Origin of the sequence: Aeromonas sp. S12(2024) (assembly GCF_041402305.1) — a bacterium.
GTDB classification, from domain to species: Bacteria; Pseudomonadota; Gammaproteobacteria; order Enterobacterales; family Aeromonadaceae; genus Aeromonas; species Aeromonas veronii.
In genome coordinates this window covers 22,393-41,579 of the sequence record NZ_JBGLRB010000024.1, presented here as the reverse complement: position 1 = coordinate 41,579, position 19,187 = coordinate 22,393, and the positions used below count along the sequence as shown (strand labels likewise).

Genomic DNA, 19,187 nt, shown 5'->3' with positions numbered 1-19,187 from the left:
CAGAAAGTGAGCGGGCGAACCCGCTCAAGGGAGGGAATGTTACTCAGAGATGATCACCTCATGGATATCCTCACCCACGGCACGCAGTTCGGGGCGGTACATATCCTCCACCTGGGTCGGCGGCACCTGATAGCGACCCGGCGTCACCGCCCGCATCAGGTAGACCAGTTGCTGGTTGCTCCCCTCGCTCAGATCCAGCGCTGCCGTGTAGCGGTCATCGCGAAACTCCTGATGCTTGAGATAATCGTTCCACTCGCTCTGCCACGCCGGTTTCCCCTCGATGGAGAGCTCTTCCAGCTTGATGCTGTTGCCAAGGGCCGGGTTCTCCAGCTCGAAGCCGGCGGGCACCATCTCCACCAGCAGGGCATCGGGCACCGCCGATTCACTGCTGACATTGAGCCGCACCACCACCAGATCGCCCACCTTCACCTTGGCGGGATCGAACGGTTGACCATCGCTGTTGAACCAGCTGCGGGTCACGCTTATCCCCTGACTCAACCGGGTAGGAGCCTGCTCGGGGTAACCGATCAAGGTGCGCTGCACATAGAGCGAGCCCTTGCCCTCGTTAGTGACGGCGCTCGCCGCCAGCGCCTCGGGGGTGCCCTGCTGTAGCGGAGCCGAACCGATCAGGGATCCACTGCCAAGAGAGGAAGTTACCTTGGCCTGCCAGTCGACGGCCGGATCGACGCGGGCGAGTCGCAACAGGGCGAGCCGCTCCTGAGTGCTGAGCCACTGACGGTGAGCCAGGGTGTCGGCCACCTTGGCGCTGAGATCAGGCCAGCGCTCCGCAGCCAGCTTGTGCTGGCGTAGCAAGGAGAGCTCGAGGGCTCCATCGCGTAACTGCGAACCGTAATCCCCGAGATAGTCGTCACCACGCTCGGTCACCAATGCCCGGCTGAGGGCCTTGGCGGCATTCTGCTCATCCCCCATGGTCGAGAGCGCCAGCGAGAGGTGCAAGAGCGGCAAACCGGAGCGAGCGTGATCAGCCTGCTGCTCCCAGATAAGGCGCAGGGTAGCGAGCGGCGCCTTGCCCACCCGGGCCAACACATAGGCACTGTAAGCCTGATAGGCAAGTCGGCTGTGCTCGGGTGCACTGCTCCAGCGCTCGCCATACTGGCTGTCGGTGAGATAGCTTTGCAGCCGGTTCAGCGCCTGATTGAGCATTGCCTCCGGCACTGCGTCGCCCGCCTCCTTGCGCGCCAGCAGGTAGTCGGCGGCATAAGCGGTGAGCCACTGCTCCTCGTCGGAGCGACCATCCCACAGGCCAAAGCCACCGCTTGGCAGTTGCAACCGCTGCAGCCGTTGCAGCAGGGCGCGCTGCACATCCGCCTCACTCGCCGCTTTCTTGCCCTCTGCGGGTTTGCTCCAGGCGGCCCGCTCATCGGCCGTGGTCAGCAAGTAAGGCCAGGCCCGCGACAAGGTCTGCTCCAGACAGGCGTAGGGGTAGTCAGCCAGCGCCTGCCACTGGGCTGCCGGATCCCAGGGGGGAGTGCCGGAGAGGCTGAGCAGCCCCTGGAGGTTGGCGCGATCCAGCCCGACCAGCTCAGCTGACGCAAAGCTCATCTGCTGGCCGGGAGCCAGCATCTGGTAACGCTGGCGAGTCTCGGCCGGCCAAGGGGAGCGCAGCGGCAAAGTCCAGTCGCGGCTGATGGCAAAATCCTTGCCGCTGGCCGCCAACTGCAGGCTCGCCACGCCGCTCGCCCCGGTCACGGTGAGCGGCAGGGTCAGCCACTGCTCCTCGCCGTTTTTAAGGGAAAGGGTGCCGGGCAGCTCGCCGTTTGCCTTGAGCCCGCCATTGAGGGTCCAGGCAAGGGAGAGGGTCTGATCCTCGCCGCTCATGTTGCGCAGCTGCACCAGCGCCTGGGTCTCATCGCCTCTGGCGCCAAAGCGCGGCCAGCCAATTTCCGCCACCAAGGGCGCCACTACCTTGATGGCGCGCTCGGCCTCACCGACCTGTTGTTCGTTCCAGGCCAGCGCCATCAGCGCCAGCTCGCCGTTGAAGTTGGGTAAATCGAGCGGGATCACCGCTTTACCCTGCTGGTCAAAACTCACCTCGCCGCTCCAGAGCGCGGCTACTTCGACCCTGCTCTCCAGCGCACCGCCCTTTTTCAGTGGCGCCCGATCGCCCCCATAGTTGAGGCGGGCCAGCTTGCCATCTTGCGGCGGGATCACCTGACCGTAGTTGTCGAACAAATCTTGTGCGAAGCGCTTGCGACCAAAGAAGATCTCGAACGGGTCGAGCGGCTGGTAGTCGCTGATATTGAGCACGCCCCGATCCACCGCGGCCAATACCACGCGCCCCTGACTGTTGGGGGTGGAGGTAGCGGTCACCTCCAGCCGGGTGAGCGGCACCGCTTTATCAGGCGCGCTCAGGGTGAGCGGCAGACGGCGCGCTTCCCGATCCAGCGTGAGCGGCACCAGTCCGACCGAGCGCAGGCTCTGCCCTTGCTGGCTACTGACCGGCTTGGAGGCGCTGTCTGGCGCGGCGATCTGGGCCGAGATATGCAAGTCATGGCGCTGCCACTCGGGACTGACCGGGATCTCGAACTCGCCGCGGGCATCCTTGGCATCGCCACCGGCTCCCTTGAGCTCGATACGCTGCCACCAGCGCAGGCCGTCGCCATCTTCCACCATAAGCAACCCCTTGCCGGGGCGCGGCGCCACCAGCGTCACTTTAGCCTTGTCGCCCGCCTGATAGGCGCGCTTGTCGAGGGTGATGGCAATCTTGTCAGGCCGCGCCTGCTCGCCACCGCCGCCCCAGGCGTAACTGCCGATCTCAACCCGCAGGCTCGATTGATGGCCCTGACTATTCTCCACTTCCAACCGATACCAGCCCGCCGCCAGTTGCAGCGTGAACGGAGTCGGCCCCTTGCCATCCAGCTGCAGGGTCTGCTCCTGCTCCAGATAAGGCTGGCTGTTGAACTCGTACTTCCACCCCTCGCCATCGGCGTAGTGCCAGTAGTAGTCGCGGTACTCGTTGATAAGGCGCACCTTCACCGCCCCCGCCACCGGTTGACCTTGCTCATCGAGGTTGAGGATCTGGAAGGGGAGCTGCTTGCCCCCTTCCACCCGATCCGCCACGAAATCGGCCTTGAGTGCCGGCCACTGGCTGCCCGCGGGCCAGCCATACTGGGTGCGGCTGCGATTGACGGCGCGGCCACCGGGCTCGGAGAGCGACACCCGATAGGCCACCTCCAACGGCCCGAGACCGCGCACCCCATCGAGCTCATCAGCTAACGAAAAAGTCCCCTGCCCCTGCGCATCGAGGGTGAGACTGCGCGCCTCGAGATCCTTGGCCTGCTCGGCAAGCAGCACGTCACCCAGAGTGAACTCCTGCCACTGGGTAAAGGGCATGGTGGCGCGGCTGATCTTTACCTCCGCCTTCGCCTTGGTGGCGCTCGCCGGCGCGCCGTAGAGATAGTCCCCTTGCAGTGGCAGCGTCAGGGCAGCGTCCAGACTCGTGACTTCCCCATCTGGCCCCTTGCCAAGCTGCAGTTTCAGCCGTTCCGGCAAAAACTCCTCCACCAGGAAAGGCCACTCGAAGCGGCTGCCGGCGGCGGTCTTGAGGTTGATGGTCCAGCGCCCGAGCGGCGCATCGTCCGGCAGACGCAAGCCGTAATGGGCCGCGCCCAAATTGTCCGGCAGCAGCCGCTTCTGTTCGAGCAGCTGACCATCCGGCTGTTTCACCTCCAGTTCCACCGCCATCCCCGGCAGCAGCTGGCCATCCTGCCCCTTGAGCAGGATCTCGCTGTCGAGCCGCTCGCCGGGGCGATAGAGGTCGCGCCCGCTGAACAGATATAGCTGCTGGGCCTGCCAGGGCTGGGTGCCGAGATCGAAGGTGGAGAGATCGAGCGCAGCCCCATCGAGGCGCAGCACCGCCAGATGGTTGCCCTGTTCGGCCAGCAGCAAGCGAGCCCCCTGCACCTGATCAAAGCGGCGATGGCCCTGCGGATCGGTGGTTTGCACCTGCAACCGGTTGCCCTTCTCATCGAGCAGGGAGAGCTGCACATCCTTGAGCGGGTCGGCGCTGGCCAGGGAGCTCACGAACACCTCCAGCTGATCGCTGTAACGACGGGCACTGAGCCCCATGTCGCTCACCGCGAAATAAGTGGTCTCCTTGCGCCAGTCGTAGTTGCCAAGGGGCGACATCACCGCAAAGTAGACGCCAGCCTCCGCCAACTGCGGCTCCTTCACATTGATGAGGCGGGTCTCGCGCCGGTTGGCATCAAGCTCCAGCGCATAGCGGCCGCTGAATACCCGCTTGGCCCGCTTGGTGATCTGCTCAAGCTCCCAGTTCCCCATGCCGGCACCGGGGCGATATTCCGCCAGAAAACGGGGCAGATATTCCGCATCGACCCGAAAGAAATCGATATTGACCTCATCCACGTTGACCGCGCTGATGGGCAGGCGAAGTTCCTGACGCAGCGGCAATACCATGCCGCTGGCGGTAAAGGAGGCTCCCGCCTCCAGCGGGCGGGTCTTGAGGGTCCAGCTCTGGGGGGATGGGCCCAGCCCCGCCTTGAGGCTCACTTCATAGCTCTTGTCGGGCTGAACGTTCGGGAAATAGAGGGTGCGACCATCGTCGGCCAGGATCCACTCCCCCTGCACCTGCTTGCCCCCCTCACTGACCCCGAGCCAGCTCTGCCAATTGGCCTTGGGCGACAGGGGGCCGGAGAAGACCAGCGCCAGCGCCGGGCCATCGCGATATTGGCGGGCATTGGCCTGCACTACAGAAGTTGGCGCCCCGGCCTCCTGCTGCGCAGTGGATTCTGTGGTCGGTACTTGGCTTGCGGGCTTGTCAGGGCCGCAGCCAGACAGCAAACCGACCACCCCGCAAAGCAGCAGGGTTGACCAGCGGCGGCGCAGAGCGCCGGTTCCAGCGGTAGAGCGGTGAGAAGCAGAGGGAGAGTCGAAGAGGCGCATAGGTTCCATCCCGAGTTGGAGCGCTGCAAACGCAGCGTGGCTGGAAACAGGATAAGGCATCCTGCTCACCCGACACAAAGCTCATTACCCGAATGGGCACAATTCCGCGCCCCTGCAGCACGAGAACCCCCTTGCCCACTGATCCAGTGCGGCAAGGGTTGTCATCTAGTCGTGGCTGGTCTCGTTTTTTGCTCCGCCTTTGAACCAGCGAAACAGGATGGCCATGACGGCCGCCAGAAACAGCACCAGCGAGGTAATCAGCAGGGCCCGGGTCAACAGTTCGCTGTGGTGGAGGAAGAAGGGGGTATTCATCGCCAGCTTGCCCACCAAACTGAGGCAGAGCGCCCACATAAAGGCACTGGCAAAGCTGGCCACGCACATCCGCAGCACGCTCAGGCGGCCAATCCCCATCAGCATGGGAGTCAGCACCCGCACGAACGGGATAAAACGGGAGGAGAACATCGCCAGAAAACCGTACTTTTTAAGCAGCTGGGTCGCCTTGGGCAGGCTGTCGGGAGGCAACATCCGTTCGATATGATCCATAAAGCGGGTGCGCTGCAGGGCCCGTCCCTGCCAGTAGGCGAGCACGGAACCTATGCCAGCAGCCAACGGCAGATAGACAAGAGTCACTTCGGGGCCAAATACCCCCATGCCCACCAACCCACCGGCCAGCAGTACCAGGCTGTCCCCCGGCAGGGGCAGGAAGACGAATGCGGACTCCAGCAGCAGTACCAGCATCAGGCAACTGATCAGCAGGGGTACCGCCTGCATCTGAACCAGGGCGTCAAAATCCTGATGCCAAATGGCCATCAGCATATCCAGCATGTCACTCTCCCTACTACACGGTTCATCATGAACGAGGCAGGGGTTATAGCACCCATCCCCTGAACAAAACGTTAATTTTGTCCGGCACAGGAAATAAAGTGTGTCGAAATATTGCTGCAACGAGGGGAATGCAAGAAGGGCGAAAAGCAGAAACAAAAAACCCCTCATCTTGCACGCACAAGGGAGAGGGGCAAACAGGCACAGAAATAAAACGGTTACTCGGCGGTGGCCATCTGCCAGGTTTTGAAGCCGCCGGAGAGATTCTTCACTTTAAAGCCGTGCTGACTCAGCAAGCGGCAGGCGACATGGCCGCGCAGCCCGACCTGACAGCTGATAAGCAGCTCTTTCTCTTTGGGCAACTCATGGAGGCGACCACGCAACTCGTCAAGGGGGATATGCAGCGCCCCCGGAATGCGGCCCAGCTTGTCGAGCTCCGGGCCATTGCGCACATCCACCACCAGCTGATGGGGGTTACGAGCCTGCACCTCGGCCACGTGGCAGAGCAGGGTGTCCCCTTTCAGATGGTTGCTTGCCACAAAGCCCGCCATGTTGATCACATCTTTGGCCGAGCCAAAGGGCGGCGCATAGGTAAGCTCCAGATCCTGCAGGTCAAACACGGTGAGACCGGCGCGCTGGGCCACCGCCAGCACGTCGATGCGCTTGTCGATGCCATCCTTGCCGATGGCCTGGGCACCGTAAATCTTGCCATCCGGGGCAAACAGCAGCTTGAGGCTGACCGGATGGGCACCCGGGTAGTAACCGGCGTGGCTGCCCGGATGGACATAGACCTTCTCGAACGGCAATCCCAGTTGCACCAGTCGCTTCTCGTTGAGGCCAGTGCTGGCCACCGCCAGATCGAACAGTTTGCAGATGGCTGTCCCTTGCGTCTTCTTGTAGGTTTCGCTTCGGCCCAGCATATTGTCGGCGGCGATGCGCCCCTGCCGGTTGGCCGGGCCCGCCAGCGGGATCAGCACAGATTCGCCGGTGACGAAGTCTATCTCTTCCACCGCATCCCCCACCGCGTAGATGAAGGGATCCGAGGTACGCATCCCGGCATCGACCTTGATGCCGCCCCGTGGGCCCAGCGCCAGCCCCGCCTTGGCGGCGAGCAGTGTTTCCGGCTTGACGCCGATGGCGAGGATCAGCAGGCCGGTATCAAGATGGGAACCGTCATTGAGGGTCAGGCGCAGGCCACCGCTTTTGGCGGTCGGTACGGCGGAGGTCTTCTCGGCAGGCAGATCCAGACTCTCGATGGCGGTGAGGCCGGTGCGCAGGCGCAGGTCGATCCCCTCTTCCCGGATGCGGGCATGGAGCATGTTGGCCATCTCCTTGTCCACCGGCGCCATCACCTGATCGGCCAACTCCAGCAGGGTGACATCCAGCTTGCGCTGATGCAGCGCCTCCATCATCTCCAGCCCGATAAAGCCGCCGCCCACCACGGTAACGTGGCGCGGCTGATCGTGATGCAGGGCCGCCAGAATGCGATCCATGTCCGGGATGTTGCGCAGGGTATAGACATGGGGGCTGTCGATACCGGGGAAGGGAGGACGGATCGGCGCAGCCCCCGGGCTCAGCAGCAGCACATCGTAATGCTCGCGCTGCTCTTCACCGGTTTGCAGGTTGCGCACCAGCAAGGTCTTGCCCGCCTTGTCGATCTCAATCACATCGTGGAAGACCCGCACATCGACGCTGAAACGGCGCTTGAAACTCTGGGGAGTCTGCAGCAGCAAGGCATCCCGGTCGGGGATATCGCCCCCGATGTGATAGGGCAGACCGCAGTTGGCGAAGCTGACAAACTCGCCCCGCTCGAACATCACGATCTCTGCCTCTTCACTCAAACGACGAGCACGAGCCGCCGCCGATGCGCCCCCCGCGACACCACCGATAATCAGGATCCGTTTCATCTGCAAGACTCCTCATACATGATAATGGGCAATAAATTAGACTTTTCTAATTTAGAATTCAATGAAATTTTGTTTCACACCATTTTGCAGTATTCTTGCAACCCCGACGGTTGCTTAACAGGATGTTGTTTGTTCATGTCGTCTACCGCACTCAGTCATCTTCCTCCTGCCCTCCAGACGCCGCTCTTTTTCCGTCTGGATCTGCGCAGTCAACGGCTGGTCGCCCTGACCGACGTGATGCAAACCCCGCTCTACTGGCTCGACGAACCGCGTGCCCCCTGGCCTGCCCAGCTGCCCGATGCCCTGCGCCTGCCCATCGAACAACTGCTGGCCAACGGCCATGGCGGCAAGATCACCGTGCGCTTTGCCAGCCAGTTGTGGCATATCGCCCTCGCTCACGAGCAGGATGGCTTTTGGCTCATCTGTCTGCAGAACCTTCGCCAGGAGCCCATCGCCGATCTGGCATTGCAACTGCCGCGCCTCAGCCAGATGGCGAGCCAGCAACAGTATGCGCCCCTGCTCGAGGCCCTTAAAGAGAGCTTGGGGGCCGATCGGCTCATCCTCTGGCACTATCAGGCCAACGGCGATCTCGGCAGCGAGCAACTCACCCCGGTGTTCACCCTGGGGGTCGAGGCGATCTACCCCATTCGTGGTGACAGCCGCTATATCCGCGCCCTGCGTACCCGCAAAGCGTTGAGCTTCTCGGAGGCCGCCCACCAGCCGATGCTGAGCAATCACCTCTATCTGACCAGTGCCGGTGTGCGCTCACGCCTCGATGGTGCCCTGCTGGAGCAGGACAAGCTGTTCGGGGTGCTGAGTCTGGAGTATCTCGATCCCACCCCGCTTAGCGAGGAGATGTTGCAACTGGTGCGCAGCAGTGCCCAGCTGCTCGGCCACTGGCAGCCGCAACCGGAAGAGCACCGCGCCGAGCTGGCCCTCCCGCCCGAGCTGCACCAGCAGACCGGCATCGACTACTGCAAGACGCTGGTAAACTGGGCCATGAGCGCCAGCGGTGCCCGGGTGGGCTGGATCGGCGAGTTCCAGCCCCGCGGTCAGGATCTCTGGATCATCCCCCGCTGCGTCATCAACGAGGAGATCTGCTCCACCCTCAAGCCCATCCAGCTCGACCCCGGCCCCGCTCAGGAGCTGTTCCAGCATGGTCAGGCCATCTATGTGGAAGATCTGCCCGTGCGCTATCCCAAGGCGACCCGGCTGCTCGCCCTCAATGCCAGCGCCTACATCGGCATTCCGCTCCATGGTCAAAGCGGCGCCCCCATTGGCCAGATCACCCTGCTGCTCGATACCCCCCTTGAGGAGCCCGAACAGCTTCTGGATCTATTGAGCAGCCAGCACGAGCGGGCCGCCATCGAGCTCAAGCGCCTCGCCACCGACGATGCCCTACGGCTGGCGGAAGTGGCCTTCAATACCCACGATGGGCTGATCGTGATGGATCACAACGGCATCATCCTCAAGGTCAACCACTCCTTCAGCCGGATCACCGGATTTGGCGAGGTAGAGGTGATCGGTCACTCCATTCGCAAGCTGCGTCCCACCTACTACGGGGATCATCTCAAGGAAGATGTCAGCCGCACCGTCAACGAGCAGGAGTTCTGGCTCGGTGAAGAGCGCTGTCTGCACAAGGATGGGCACCTCTTTCCGGTGCGCTTGATGGTGAACGGCGTCAAGGATGAGCAGGGGGAGCTCAGCCACTTTATCTGCAGCTTCTACGACATCACCCAGGAAAAAGAGGCGGCCAGACATATCGAGCAGCTCGCCTACTACGACGATCTCTGCGGTCTGCACAACCGCCGCAGCCTCAACCATATTTTGCAGCAGACCCTGAGCGCCACCAACGGCCAGTGGGGCGCCCTGCTGCTGGTGGATCTCGACAACTTCAAGTCGATCAACGACTCTCTCGGTCACGCCTGCGGCGATCTGCTGCTGCAGGCCGTGGTACAGCGTTTCAGGGAGCTGCCCCAGGACAATCTGGTGCAGGCGCGCATCTCGGGGGATGAGTTTGCCCTGCTCTTTACCCAGCTGGGACAAGGGGAAGTCACCGCCAAAATTCTGGCAGAGCACTTCGCCCGTGAGCTGATGGGGCTGTTTCGCACCCCGTTCGACATCGGCGATCACAAACTGCACTGCAGCGCCTCGGTGGGGATCAGCCTCTTCTCCGGCAACGAGACGGATCATCTGGTCCTGATGCAACAGGCCGACACCGCAACCCACATGGCCAAGCGCGCCGGTCAGGGCCACTACGTCTTCTTTACCGAGGCGATGGCCCAGCATGAGAAGAACCGGCTGACCCTTACCAATGAACTGCGCGATGCCCTGCGTCATCACGAGCTGCAACTCCACTACCAACCGCAATACCGGGTCGACAATGGCTCGCTGTCGGGTATCGAGGCGCTGCTGCGCTGGCAGCGCAGCGACGGCACCATGGTGCCACCCGGGGAGTTTATCCCCATCGCCGAAGAGACCAGCCTGATCCTCGAGATCGGCTACTGGGTGATGAAGACCGCCTGCGCCCAATACAGCTTCTGGCTCAACCGTGGCCTGCAGATCCCCCATCTGTCGGTCAACGTCAGTGCCCGCCAGTTCCACACCCAGGGCTTCGTACAACAGGTGGAGTACATCTTGCGCGACACCGGTGTGCCCCCCTCCCGCCTGCTGCTGGAGGTGACCGAATCGGTAGTATTGGAGAATCGGCAGGAGAGTATTGCCAGAATGCGCCAGCTCAAGGAGCTCGGCATCCTCATCTCCATCGATGACTTCGGTACCGGCTACTCGTCGCTGGCCTATCTGCGGGATCTGCCCGCCGATGAGGTGAAGCTGGACAGAAGCTTCATTCAGACCCTGGTACACAGCGAACAGGACAGAGCCATCGTCAAGGCGATACTCGATCTGGCCCAGGTCTTTCGTTTTACCGTCACCGCCGAAGGGGTGGAAGAGGAGGCGCAGCTGGCCATCCTCAAAGCACTGGGATGCCAGCATTATCAAGGGTTTCTCACCAGTCGGCCGCTCACCGTCAAGGGGCTGGAGCAGCTGCTTGGCAGCCGGGCGCCGGACTAAAGGTGTAGGATCAATAGGGGTTTATGTAATAAAATAACGGCCTGCTCGAATCGTTGGAGTTGTTTATGTCTGTCATTAATCGGATCCCTGCCGTTGAAATCAGCCAGCCAGCCGGAGCTCACGGCACCGTTGGCCGGATCCATTCCGTCGAAACCTGCGGCACTGTCGATGGCCCGGGAATACGCTTTATCGTATTCATGCAAGGCTGCCTGATGCGCTGCAAGTACTGCCACAACCGCGATACCTGGGATACCGAAGGTGGCCGCGAAGTGACCGTACCGGAGTTGATGAGTGACATCACCAGCTATCGCCACTTCATGAATGCCTCCGGCGGTGGCGTGACAGCGTCCGGCGGTGAAGCCATGCTGCAACCGGCTTTCATTACCGAACTCTTTACCGCCTGCAAAGAGAAAGGGATCCACACCTGTCTCGACACCAACGGCTTCGTCCGTCATCTCGACGAACAGGTGGACAAGCTGCTCGACCAGACCGATCTGGTGCTGCTCGACATCAAACAGATCAATGACGAGAAACACATTCCGCTGACCCACGTCAGCAACAGATACACCCTGGAGTTTGCCCGCTATCTGGCAGCCAAAGGCAAGACCATGTGGATCCGCTACGTGGTGGTACCGACCTGGAGCGACGACGACGAGAGCGCCGAAGGGCTGGGCCAGTTTATCGCCGAACTGGGCGATAGCGTGGAGAAGGTGGAGCTGCTCCCCTACCATGAGCTCGGCAAACACAAGTGGGACGTACTGGGCGACCCGTACGAGCTGAGCGGGATCAAACCCCCCAGCAAGGAGACCATGGAACGGGTCAAGGGCATCCTCGGCAAGTACCACAACAACGTCAAATATTGATGGTAAAAGCAGGCTGATTCGTCAGCCTGCTCTGCTATGGGGCGGTCGGGAAGGCCGCCCGGACTCTACTGCATGAATGGACGACAAGATGAGTGAAGGACAACTCGCCGCCCTCCTGATCTGGCTGGTACTGCTGGCCTTCAGCCTGCGCCGCTCTCTGTGGCAAACCCTCCATGACAACCCCCTCTATCAGCACCTGTTGCTGGGTAGTGCCATCGCGCTGGTGCCGCTCTGGTATCTAAGGGCCGGTCTGCATGAGGGGCTGGAGGTCCATTTTCTCGGGCTCACCTCCCTCACCCTGCTGCTTGGCTGGCGGCTGGCACTGCTCGCCCCTTGCCTGACCCTGCTGGTGCTCGGTTACTTCGGCGTCACCAATCTGGCCGATTTTGGCTGGCAAGCGCTGGTTGGCATCGCCCTGCCGGTGGCCACCAGCTGGCTGCTGTTTCTGGCCAGCTGGGCCTGGCTGCCGCGCCATCTCTTTGTCTATATCTTCGTTGCCGCCTTTCTCGGCGGCGCCATCACCATCTCGGTCAAGGTGGCCGCCAGCGCGTTGCTGATGGGGCTAAGTGACAGCTACCCCTGGCACACCATCACGGCAGATTACCTCTCCATCTGGCCACTGCTGCTGTTCCCCGAAGCCATGCTCAACGGCATGGCGATGACGGTGCTGGCCATCTACCGCCCTCACTGGGTCAATACCTTCTTCGACCGCACCTATCTGGGCAAGTAGCTCCCTCTTTCCTGATCTGCGCCCATAAAAAAGGAGAGGCCATCGCCTCTCCTTTTGGTATTCAACATGGTGCCAAATCCCAGCTTAGTGCAGCTTCAGGGTCGGGCGCAGTACCCGGTTGATGCGACCCACCAGCATGATGAGGCCGGTCTTGACGTAGCCGTGCAGGGCGATCTGATGCATCCGGTAGAGAGAGATGTAAACCAGACGGGCGATGTAACCTTCCACCATCATGGAGCCGCGCATCAGGTTGCCCATCAGGCTGCCCACGGTGGAGAAGCGGCTGAGGGAGACCAGCGAACCGTGGTCGTGGTAGAGGTAGGGCTTCATCTCGCCGCCGTTCATCTTGGCCAGGATGTTCTTGAACGCCTGGCTGGCCATCTGGTGGGCAGACTGGGCGCGCGGCGGCACGAACTTGCCATCCGGCTGCGGGCAGGCGGCGCAGTCACCGATAACGAAGATGTTCTCATCACGGGTAGTCTGCAGGGTCTCTTTCACCACCAGCTGGTTGATGCGGTTGGTCTCAAGACCAGCGATATCCTTCATAAAGTCAGGTGCCTTGATACCGGCAGCCCACACCATCAGGTCAGCTTCAATCAGCTCGCCATCCTTGGTGTGCAGACCATCGCTGGTCGCTTCGGTGATCATGGTGGCGGTACGCACATCCACACCCAGCTTGACCAGCTCCTGATGAGCGGCGCCGCTGATGCGCTCCGGCAGGGCCGGCAGAATACGCGGGCCCGCTTCCACCAAGGTCACCTTCAGGCTGTCGGTGGTGAGGTTCTTGAAGCCGTAGGCGTAGAGCTGCTCGACCGCGTTGTAGAGCTCGGCAGAGAGCTCGACGCCGGTTGCGCCGCCGCCGACGATGGCAATCTTCACCTTGTCGCCCGGCTTATATTCGGTGGCGAACTGCAGGAAGCGGTTCATCATGCTGTTATGGAAACGGTGCGCCTGGGAGGGGCTATCGAGGAAAATACAGTTATCCTTGATGCCTTTGGTGTTGAAGTCGTTGGAGACAGAACCGATGGCCATCACCAGATAGTCGTAGGGCAGCTCGCGCTCGTTGACCACGATGTCGCCATTGTCGTCGTGGATCGGGGCCAGCACGATGCGTTTATCGTCACGCTTGATGTCGGTCAGGGTGCCGAGCTGGAAGTCGAAACCGTGGTTCTTGGCGTGAGATTGGTAGCTCAGAGCATCGATGCCCGCGTCCATGGAGCCGGTGGCCACTTCGTGCAGCAGGGGTTTCCACAGGTGGGTGCGGTTGCGATCGACCAGAGTGATCTTGGCCTTGTTCTTCTTGCCAAGCTTACGACCCAGACTGGTGGCCAGCTCCAGGCCACCGGCGCCGCCGCCTACAACGACAATATTCATCATGATGATTTTCCTCGGTTCCTCAAAACGAAAGGGAGCCATTGGCTCCCTAAAACGAAATCGGTCGACGTGATGGATCAGGCTTCTTTGAAGGCCTTCATCCGCTGCAGATGATGCGAGATATTTTTGAACTTATGAGTCTCGCGCTCATCCCACACGATGTCGTAATAGTTCTTCAATTCACGTTCAGTGTCCCGATTATCGCGCACTTCATCCTGAACGGAAAGGATACACAGGCAGTTTCCTGAATTTTTCTTACGAAATTCAGTTACACACTTGGTACCGATATCGTCATATTCTTCCGGCCGGTCGATCTTGCCCTGCATGTTCTCTTCCGGATGGAGGTTGGGGTTGAAGATCACCTGGCGAATGCCGCACAGAAAGCCGATCCGCTCGCTCCAGTAGCCACCAAGACCCACGCCGCAGATCAGCGGTTTGGGATCGGTACTCATATCGAGCTGTTTTTTCACTTCCTTGAGCAGATGGCTCATATCATGACGGGGGTGAACCGTGCTGTAGTGCACGAAACGCACATCATCATCAATAAACTGCAACTGCAGCACTTTCTCGTGATTGCCTGGGCTGGTGGCATCAAAGCCATGCAGATAGATGATCATGGATAAGACCTCAGGATCTGTGTCGGTTTTATCGAAACTACCCCAGCGGCGGCCCCGTGCGCCACCAAAACATCCAACTTTCTTGCTTTGGATCACGCCCCCGCCCCCGATTGCGCCCCGCGGCCCGCGAGCGCCGTCACATGCAGAGGGGCGCATTGCGAGCAACGCTCTGGTGCCTGGCTATCAAAGTGAGATCGCCAGACCAATAATGATAAACCCCTTACCAATCTGAGATGCCCTCACCTCCTTCCCCTGCCAGCAGCCGGGCACTTATCTGGCCGGTATGTGACTCATCCCGCAAAAACAAGGCGTTATCGCCAAACGTTTTCTCTCGTGAGTGGCGTTGTGCATGTTTTGTGCACTGACCCGTGCTGCACCGGATCCCTCTCACTACTGCCGAGGGATCTGGCACCTCTGTCAATACACGAGATCAATGACCGGGAAAGCTGCGGCTTTCACTATCTTGCCTGTAGCAGTTGCGCGGGCTTCAAGGAGTGATCTGTTCATGAACGAGACCAATCCCCCCTCCCCCCGACCGGGTGCGCGCAAGCGCCCGGTGGATGAAGTGGAGCGCATGCTCCCCATGGGCCAACTATTTACCCTGGGCCTGCAACATGTGCTGGTGATGTACGCCGGCGCCGTGGCGGTGCCATTGGTGATTGGCGGCAGTCTGGGGCTGCCCAAGGATCAAATCTCCTACCTTATCAGTTCGGACCTCTTCTGTTGCGGCATCGTCACCCTGCTGCAATGTGTCGGGATTGGCCGCTTTGCCGGGATCCGGCTCCCGGTCATCATGTCGGTCACCTTTGCCGCCGTGATGCCCATGCTGGCCATCGGAGCCAACCCGGATCTGGGGCTGACAGGCATCTTCGGCGCCACCATCGCCGCCGGTATCATCTCGACCCTGCTGGTGCCGCTGATAGGTCGGCTGATGCCGCTCTTCCCCACCGTAGTGACCGGGGTGGTTATCACCTCCATCGGGATCAGCATCATGCAGGTGGGGATCGACTGGATGGCAGGGGGGAAGGGCAATCCGGAATATGGCAGCCTGCGCTATATCGGCACCAGCTTTCTGGTGCTCGTCTTTATCCTGCTGGTGACCCGCTTCACCAAGGGCTTTTTCAGCAATATCTCGGTGCTGCTCGGGATCATCTTCGGTTTCGTGGTGGCCATCGCCATGGGCGAAGTAAGCCTCGATGGCCTCGGCGAGGCAGCCTGGTTTGCCCCCATAGTGCCCTTCGCCTTCGGCTGGCCCACCTTCGATCCCATCTCCATCGCCACCCTGACGGTGATCATGCTCATCACCTTTATCGAGTCGATGGGGATGTTTCTGGCCCTTGGCGACATCGTCGGCCATCCGGCCAGGCGCGGTGATATCGTGCGCGGGCTGCGAGTAGATGGCATCGGCACCATTATTGGTGGGATATTCAACAGCTTCCCCCATACCTCCTTCTCCCAGAATATCGGTCTGGTGAGCGTGACCGGAGTATCGAGTCGCTGGGTCTGTGTGATGTCGGGGGGGATCCTGCTCGCCTTTGGCCTCATCCCCAAGATGTCGGTGCTGGTCGCCTCCATACCGCCCTTCGTGCTGGGGGGCGCCGGTATCGTCATGTTCGGTATGGTGCTGGCCACCGGTATTCGCATCCTGGCGCGCACCGATTACAACAGCAACCGTCACAACCTCTATATCGTCGCCATCAGTCTCGGAATTGGCATGATCCCGACGGTCTCCGGGAATTTTTTCCAACAACTTCCGGCGCAGCTACAACCGCTTTTTCATAGCGGTATTCTGTTGGCCACCATCAGTTCGGTACTGCTCAACCTCTTCTTCAACGGCTATCAGCCTGACCTGACTCACCAGACCCGTCCTCTGTTCGTTGGTCCCATCAAACCGCAACAAGAGCAGGCATAACAAACAGGCCCCCGGACAGCGAGACTGTCCGGGGGCCTGTTGTTCATATCACCGCTGACCCAATCAGGCAGGCAACTGCGCGAAGCGTTCTATCGCCTGCGCTACTTGTGCCAGACTCCCCTGCCAGAAGGCGGCCTCACGGATATCCTGCCCCAGATGCTTGGCAACCAGATCTTCGGCGCTCATCCGGCCGGTATCGCGCAACAAGGCGCGATACGCCTCAGCGACCCCCTCTTCCCCCGCCGCCTTGCGGCTCATCAACTGCTGATAGACCCCGAGGCTGAACAGATAACCGAACAGATAGGGGTAGTTGTAAAAGCCAAACCCGGCGATGGAGAAGTGCGCCTTTGCCGCCCAGAACATGGGGTGATAGCGGGTCAGGCTCCCCTCATACCAACGCCCCCACGCCTCGTCGGTCAACGCCTTGAGCCGCTCTGCCGACACATAACCCTGCGCCCGCTCGGCCACCAAGGCCTGCTCGAAATCGAAGCGAGCCGGGATATTGACCAGGAAGGTGGCCGCGCCGTCGGCCTCGGCCCAGGCGATGACCAGCTGCTCTTCCGGGCTTTGCGCCTGCTCGAACAGGGCGCTGCGCACCAGAGTTTCGGCGAAGATGGAGGCGGTCTCCGCCAGCGTCATGGGGTAGCTGCGCTGACTCATCGGCAGATCGCGGATCACCCAGTTGTGCCAGGCGTGACCCAGCTCATGGGCCAGCGTAATGACATTGTCCATGGTGCCGGCATAGGTAACGAAGACCCGCGGTTCGACCGGTTCGGCAAACTTGGTGCAGTAGGCGCCGGTGCGGCGATTTGGCGTGGGCGCAGCATCAATCCACCCCTTCTCGGCCATCATGCGGGCAAATGCCCCCATCTCGGGATCGAAACGGCTAAAGGCATCGGCAATCAACTCGATCGCCTCATCAAAAGGAATGTCGCGGCTGCTGGAAGCAGGCGGCGGCGCAAAGAGATCCTCCGGCCCCAGATCGTCGAGACCAAGGCGCTCGGCCATCAGCTCCAGCGCCCGCTGGCCTAACCCACGGGCTCGCCAGGTTTCGCTCATCAGGGCATCGAGGGTGGCACGCTCGATATGGCTCTGGTGGCAGGAGAGATCCAGCGCATCGAGCACACGGGTTTTGCCGCGCTGACGGGCCAGCTCCAGCCGCCAGCCGTTGAGGGCATTGAGGATAGCGGCAACCGTCTCCTGCTCACCTTCCCAACCGGCGCTGATGGCATCGAACGCCTCAAGGCGCAGGGCACGCACCGGACTGGAGAGCAGATTGCTCGCCTCGGCCAGCCCCATCTCGCGGCCATCAATGATCAAGCGGATCTTGCCCACCAGATCGTTGTAGAGGTTGCCCCAGGCGTGCAGGCCATCGGTGCCCAGACCGATCACCAGTTGCTCCGCCTCCACCGGCAAGCGCTGATCCTGCAAACGACGCTCGTGGCGCAGGCGGTACGCCTCTTCACCGAGCAGCGGATCCGCCATCAGCGCGGCGAATTCCTCTTCCGGCAACGCCAGCATCAGATCTTCCACCGGCGCGAGCGTCTTGAACAGATCGGCATTAAGGGCGCGGGCACGGGACGCCAGCTGTTTGGCCTGCGGATCCCGCGCATCCTGACTGCCGCGGCACGCGGCCAGAATGGCGACGTTCCAGCCGATATGGCGAATATCACGGGCGCGCAGCCGCACTTCCCGCAAGAAATCCAGCAGCGCAGCGTCATCGTCGCGCACCCCGTCCAGACCTGCCATATAGCTGGCCAGCTCTTCCAGCGCGTGGCGGGCGGCGTGCTTGTCCGCTTCCAGCTCAGGGCTGTCGAGGCCCGGGTAGATATGGTCGTTATTCCACTGTTGTTGATACATAACTTCTCGCAAAGGCCTTTATCGGGAGGCGCAACAGACCTGCGGGCAGCAAGTCCGAAACCGGGCAACCCGAGGGCCAAAAAATGAAGAGAGGAAAAAAGAGAACATGGCCCGCAAGCTCGCTTATCCCTTGGCCGGGGCAAGACGGCTCACCAGCGTCATCACGGCAACCAGCAGCAGACCCGCTACCACACCGGCCACGGCGTTGAGCAGCGTCGGCGTCACCGCCGCCAGTACGGCCCCTACTGTGGGCAGGGTGGCGACAACAGCGGCTGCGCCTTCAATCAGGTGATGAGCAAAGGGCCAGCCATGCACCAGAATGCCGCCGCCCACCATAAACATGGCGATGGTGCCGACCAGTGCCAGCAGGCGCATCAGACGAGGAGCCGTCACCAACAGTCCCTGCCCCACCGCGCGGCGCAGGGCGCTGCCATCGGGCTTTTGCAGCAGATGCAGACCGATGTCATCGAGCTTGACGATCAGCCCCACCAACCCGTAGACCCCGATGGTCATCAGCAGGGCGATGCCAGCGACCACCGAGAGCTGCAGCGCGAGGCTTGCTCCCTGTACCGTGCCAAGGGCGATGACGATGATCTCGGCTGAGAGAATAAAATCGGTGCGAATCGCCCCTTTTACCTTCTGCTGCTCGAAGGCCACCAGATCATCGGGAATAGGAGCTGTGTGTGCCTCACCCTCACTCGCTTCATGGGGCAGGAACTTGTGGGCCAGCTTCTCGGCCCCCTCAAAGCAGAGATAGGCGCCCCCCAGCATCAAAAGCGGCGTGATAAGCCAGGGCACCAGGGCACTGATGGCGATGGCGGCGGGCACCAGAATCAGCTTGTTGCGAAATGAACCCTTGGCCACCGCCCACACCACCGGCAGCTCCCGCTCGGCACGCACCCCGGAAACCTGCTCCGCGTTGAGGGCGAGATCATCCCCCAACACCCCGGCAGTCTTCTTCGCCGCCATCTTGGTCATCAGCGCTACGTCATCAAGCACGCTGGCGATATCATCGAGCAGGGCCAACAAACTCGTTCCGGCCATATCAAAGATTCCTTATATCTGTGAGAACAACCCCGGGAGAGAGGTGTACGTCCCTATAACCAC

11 protein-coding genes are annotated in these 19,187 nt (G+C 61.3%); 4 read left to right on the top strand and 7 right to left on the bottom strand.

From position 1 onward, the window contains the following. Nucleotides 1-39 precede the first annotated feature (39 nt). From ACB035_RS18945 to ACB035_RS18935, 3 genes are all read right to left on the bottom strand, one after another. Nucleotides 40-4,923: an alpha-2-macroglobulin gene (locus ACB035_RS18945; protein ID WP_371167915.1), complete on the bottom strand. Its 4,884-nt coding sequence runs from the start codon at nucleotides 4,921-4,923 to the stop codon at nucleotides 40-42. Between the two features lie 165 nt (nucleotides 4,924-5,088). Beyond that, nucleotides 5,089-5,748, bottom strand: coding sequence for a DedA family protein (locus ACB035_RS18940; RefSeq protein ID WP_236302421.1), 660 nt, complete (start codon nucleotides 5,746-5,748; stop codon nucleotides 5,089-5,091). A 215-nt stretch (nucleotides 5,749-5,963) separates the two neighbouring features. Beyond that, nucleotides 5,964-7,652: an FAD-dependent oxidoreductase gene (locus ACB035_RS18935; RefSeq protein ID WP_371167914.1), complete on the bottom strand. Its 1,689-nt coding sequence runs from the start codon at nucleotides 7,650-7,652 to the stop codon at nucleotides 5,964-5,966. Between the two features lie 135 nt (nucleotides 7,653-7,787). On the opposite strand from ACB035_RS18935, the gene ACB035_RS18930 reads away from it, so the two are divergent. From ACB035_RS18930 to ACB035_RS18920, 3 genes are all read left to right on the top strand, one after another. Continuing rightward, nucleotides 7,788-10,724 carry an EAL domain-containing protein gene (locus ACB035_RS18930; protein ID WP_371167913.1) on the top strand — a complete coding sequence of 979 codons (2,937 nt, stop codon included), beginning with the start codon at nucleotides 7,788-7,790 and terminating at the stop codon, nucleotides 10,722-10,724. Nucleotides 10,725-10,789: 65 nt separating this feature from the next. After that, a complete protein-coding gene (gene pflA, locus ACB035_RS18925; RefSeq protein ID WP_080768686.1) occupies nucleotides 10,790-11,587 on the top strand; it encodes a pyruvate formate lyase 1-activating protein in 798 nt (265 codons plus the stop codon). An 88-nt stretch (nucleotides 11,588-11,675) separates the two neighbouring features. Then, a complete protein-coding gene (locus ACB035_RS18920; protein WP_371167912.1) occupies nucleotides 11,676-12,317 on the top strand; it encodes an energy-coupling factor ABC transporter permease in 642 nt (213 codons plus the stop codon). Nucleotides 12,318-12,401: 84 nt separating this feature from the next. Here ACB035_RS18920 and ACB035_RS18915 read toward each other — a convergent pair whose 3' ends face one another. Both ACB035_RS18915 and ycfP read right to left on the bottom strand, forming a co-directional pair. After that, nucleotides 12,402-13,694, bottom strand: a complete 1,293-nt coding sequence (locus ACB035_RS18915; protein WP_005333998.1) for an NAD(P)/FAD-dependent oxidoreductase — start codon at nucleotides 13,692-13,694, stop codon at nucleotides 12,402-12,404. 74 nt (nucleotides 13,695-13,768) lie between these two features. Further along, entirely contained in the window at nucleotides 13,769-14,308 is a 540-nt protein-coding gene (gene ycfP / locus ACB035_RS18910) for an alpha/beta hydrolase YcfP (RefSeq protein ID WP_005334000.1), read from the bottom strand. A 505-nt stretch (nucleotides 14,309-14,813) separates the two neighbouring features. Here ycfP and ACB035_RS18905 point away from each other — a divergent pair. Then, nucleotides 14,814-16,220, top strand: coding sequence for a nucleobase:cation symporter-2 family protein (locus ACB035_RS18905; RefSeq protein WP_005353050.1), 1,407 nt, complete (start codon nucleotides 14,814-14,816; stop codon nucleotides 16,218-16,220). Nucleotides 16,221-16,283: 63 nt separating this feature from the next. Here the strand turns inward: ACB035_RS18905 and ACB035_RS18900 are convergent, their stop codons facing one another. Both ACB035_RS18900 and ACB035_RS18895 read right to left on the bottom strand, forming a co-directional pair. After that, nucleotides 16,284-18,080 (bottom strand): M3 family oligoendopeptidase, encoded by a 1,797-nt coding sequence (locus ACB035_RS18900; RefSeq protein ID WP_371167911.1) that lies wholly within the window; start codon nucleotides 18,078-18,080, stop codon nucleotides 16,284-16,286. Between the two features lie 123 nt (nucleotides 18,081-18,203). Continuing rightward, nucleotides 18,204-19,124 (bottom strand): DUF808 domain-containing protein, encoded by a 921-nt coding sequence (locus tag ACB035_RS18895; RefSeq protein WP_202004806.1) that lies wholly within the window; start codon nucleotides 19,122-19,124, stop codon nucleotides 18,204-18,206. Nucleotides 19,125-19,187: the final 63 nt, after the last annotated feature.

What these genes read in the sequence shown, in the direction of transcription:
- ACB035_RS18945 (WP_371167915.1), bottom strand. Translation starts at nt 4,923, where the DNA reads ATGCGCCTCTTCGACTCTCCCTCTGCTTCTCACCGCTCTACCGCTGGA.
- ACB035_RS18940 (WP_236302421.1), bottom strand. Translation starts at nt 5,748, where the DNA reads ATGCTGGATATGCTGATGGCCATTTGGCATCAGGATTTTGACGCCCTG.
- ACB035_RS18935 (WP_371167914.1), bottom strand. Translation starts at nt 7,652, where the DNA reads ATGAAACGGATCCTGATTATCGGTGGTGTCGCGGGGGGCGCATCGGCG.
- ACB035_RS18930 (WP_371167913.1), top strand. Translation starts at nt 7,788, where the DNA reads ATGTCGTCTACCGCACTCAGTCATCTTCCTCCTGCCCTCCAGACGCCG.
- pflA (WP_080768686.1), top strand. Translation starts at nt 10,790, where the DNA reads ATGTCTGTCATTAATCGGATCCCTGCCGTTGAAATCAGCCAGCCAGCC.
- ACB035_RS18920 (WP_371167912.1), top strand. Translation starts at nt 11,676, where the DNA reads ATGAGTGAAGGACAACTCGCCGCCCTCCTGATCTGGCTGGTACTGCTG.
- ACB035_RS18915 (WP_005333998.1), bottom strand. Translation starts at nt 13,694, where the DNA reads ATGATGAATATTGTCGTTGTAGGCGGCGGCGCCGGTGGCCTGGAGCTG.
- ycfP (WP_005334000.1), bottom strand. Translation starts at nt 14,308, where the DNA reads ATGATCATCTATCTGCATGGCTTTGATGCCACCAGCCCAGGCAATCAC.
- ACB035_RS18905 (WP_005353050.1), top strand. Translation starts at nt 14,814, where the DNA reads ATGAACGAGACCAATCCCCCCTCCCCCCGACCGGGTGCGCGCAAGCGC.
- ACB035_RS18900 (WP_371167911.1), bottom strand. Translation starts at nt 18,080, where the DNA reads ATGTATCAACAACAGTGGAATAACGACCATATCTACCCGGGCCTCGAC.
- ACB035_RS18895 (WP_202004806.1), bottom strand. Translation starts at nt 19,124, where the DNA reads ATGGCCGGAACGAGTTTGTTGGCCCTGCTCGATGATATCGCCAGCGTG.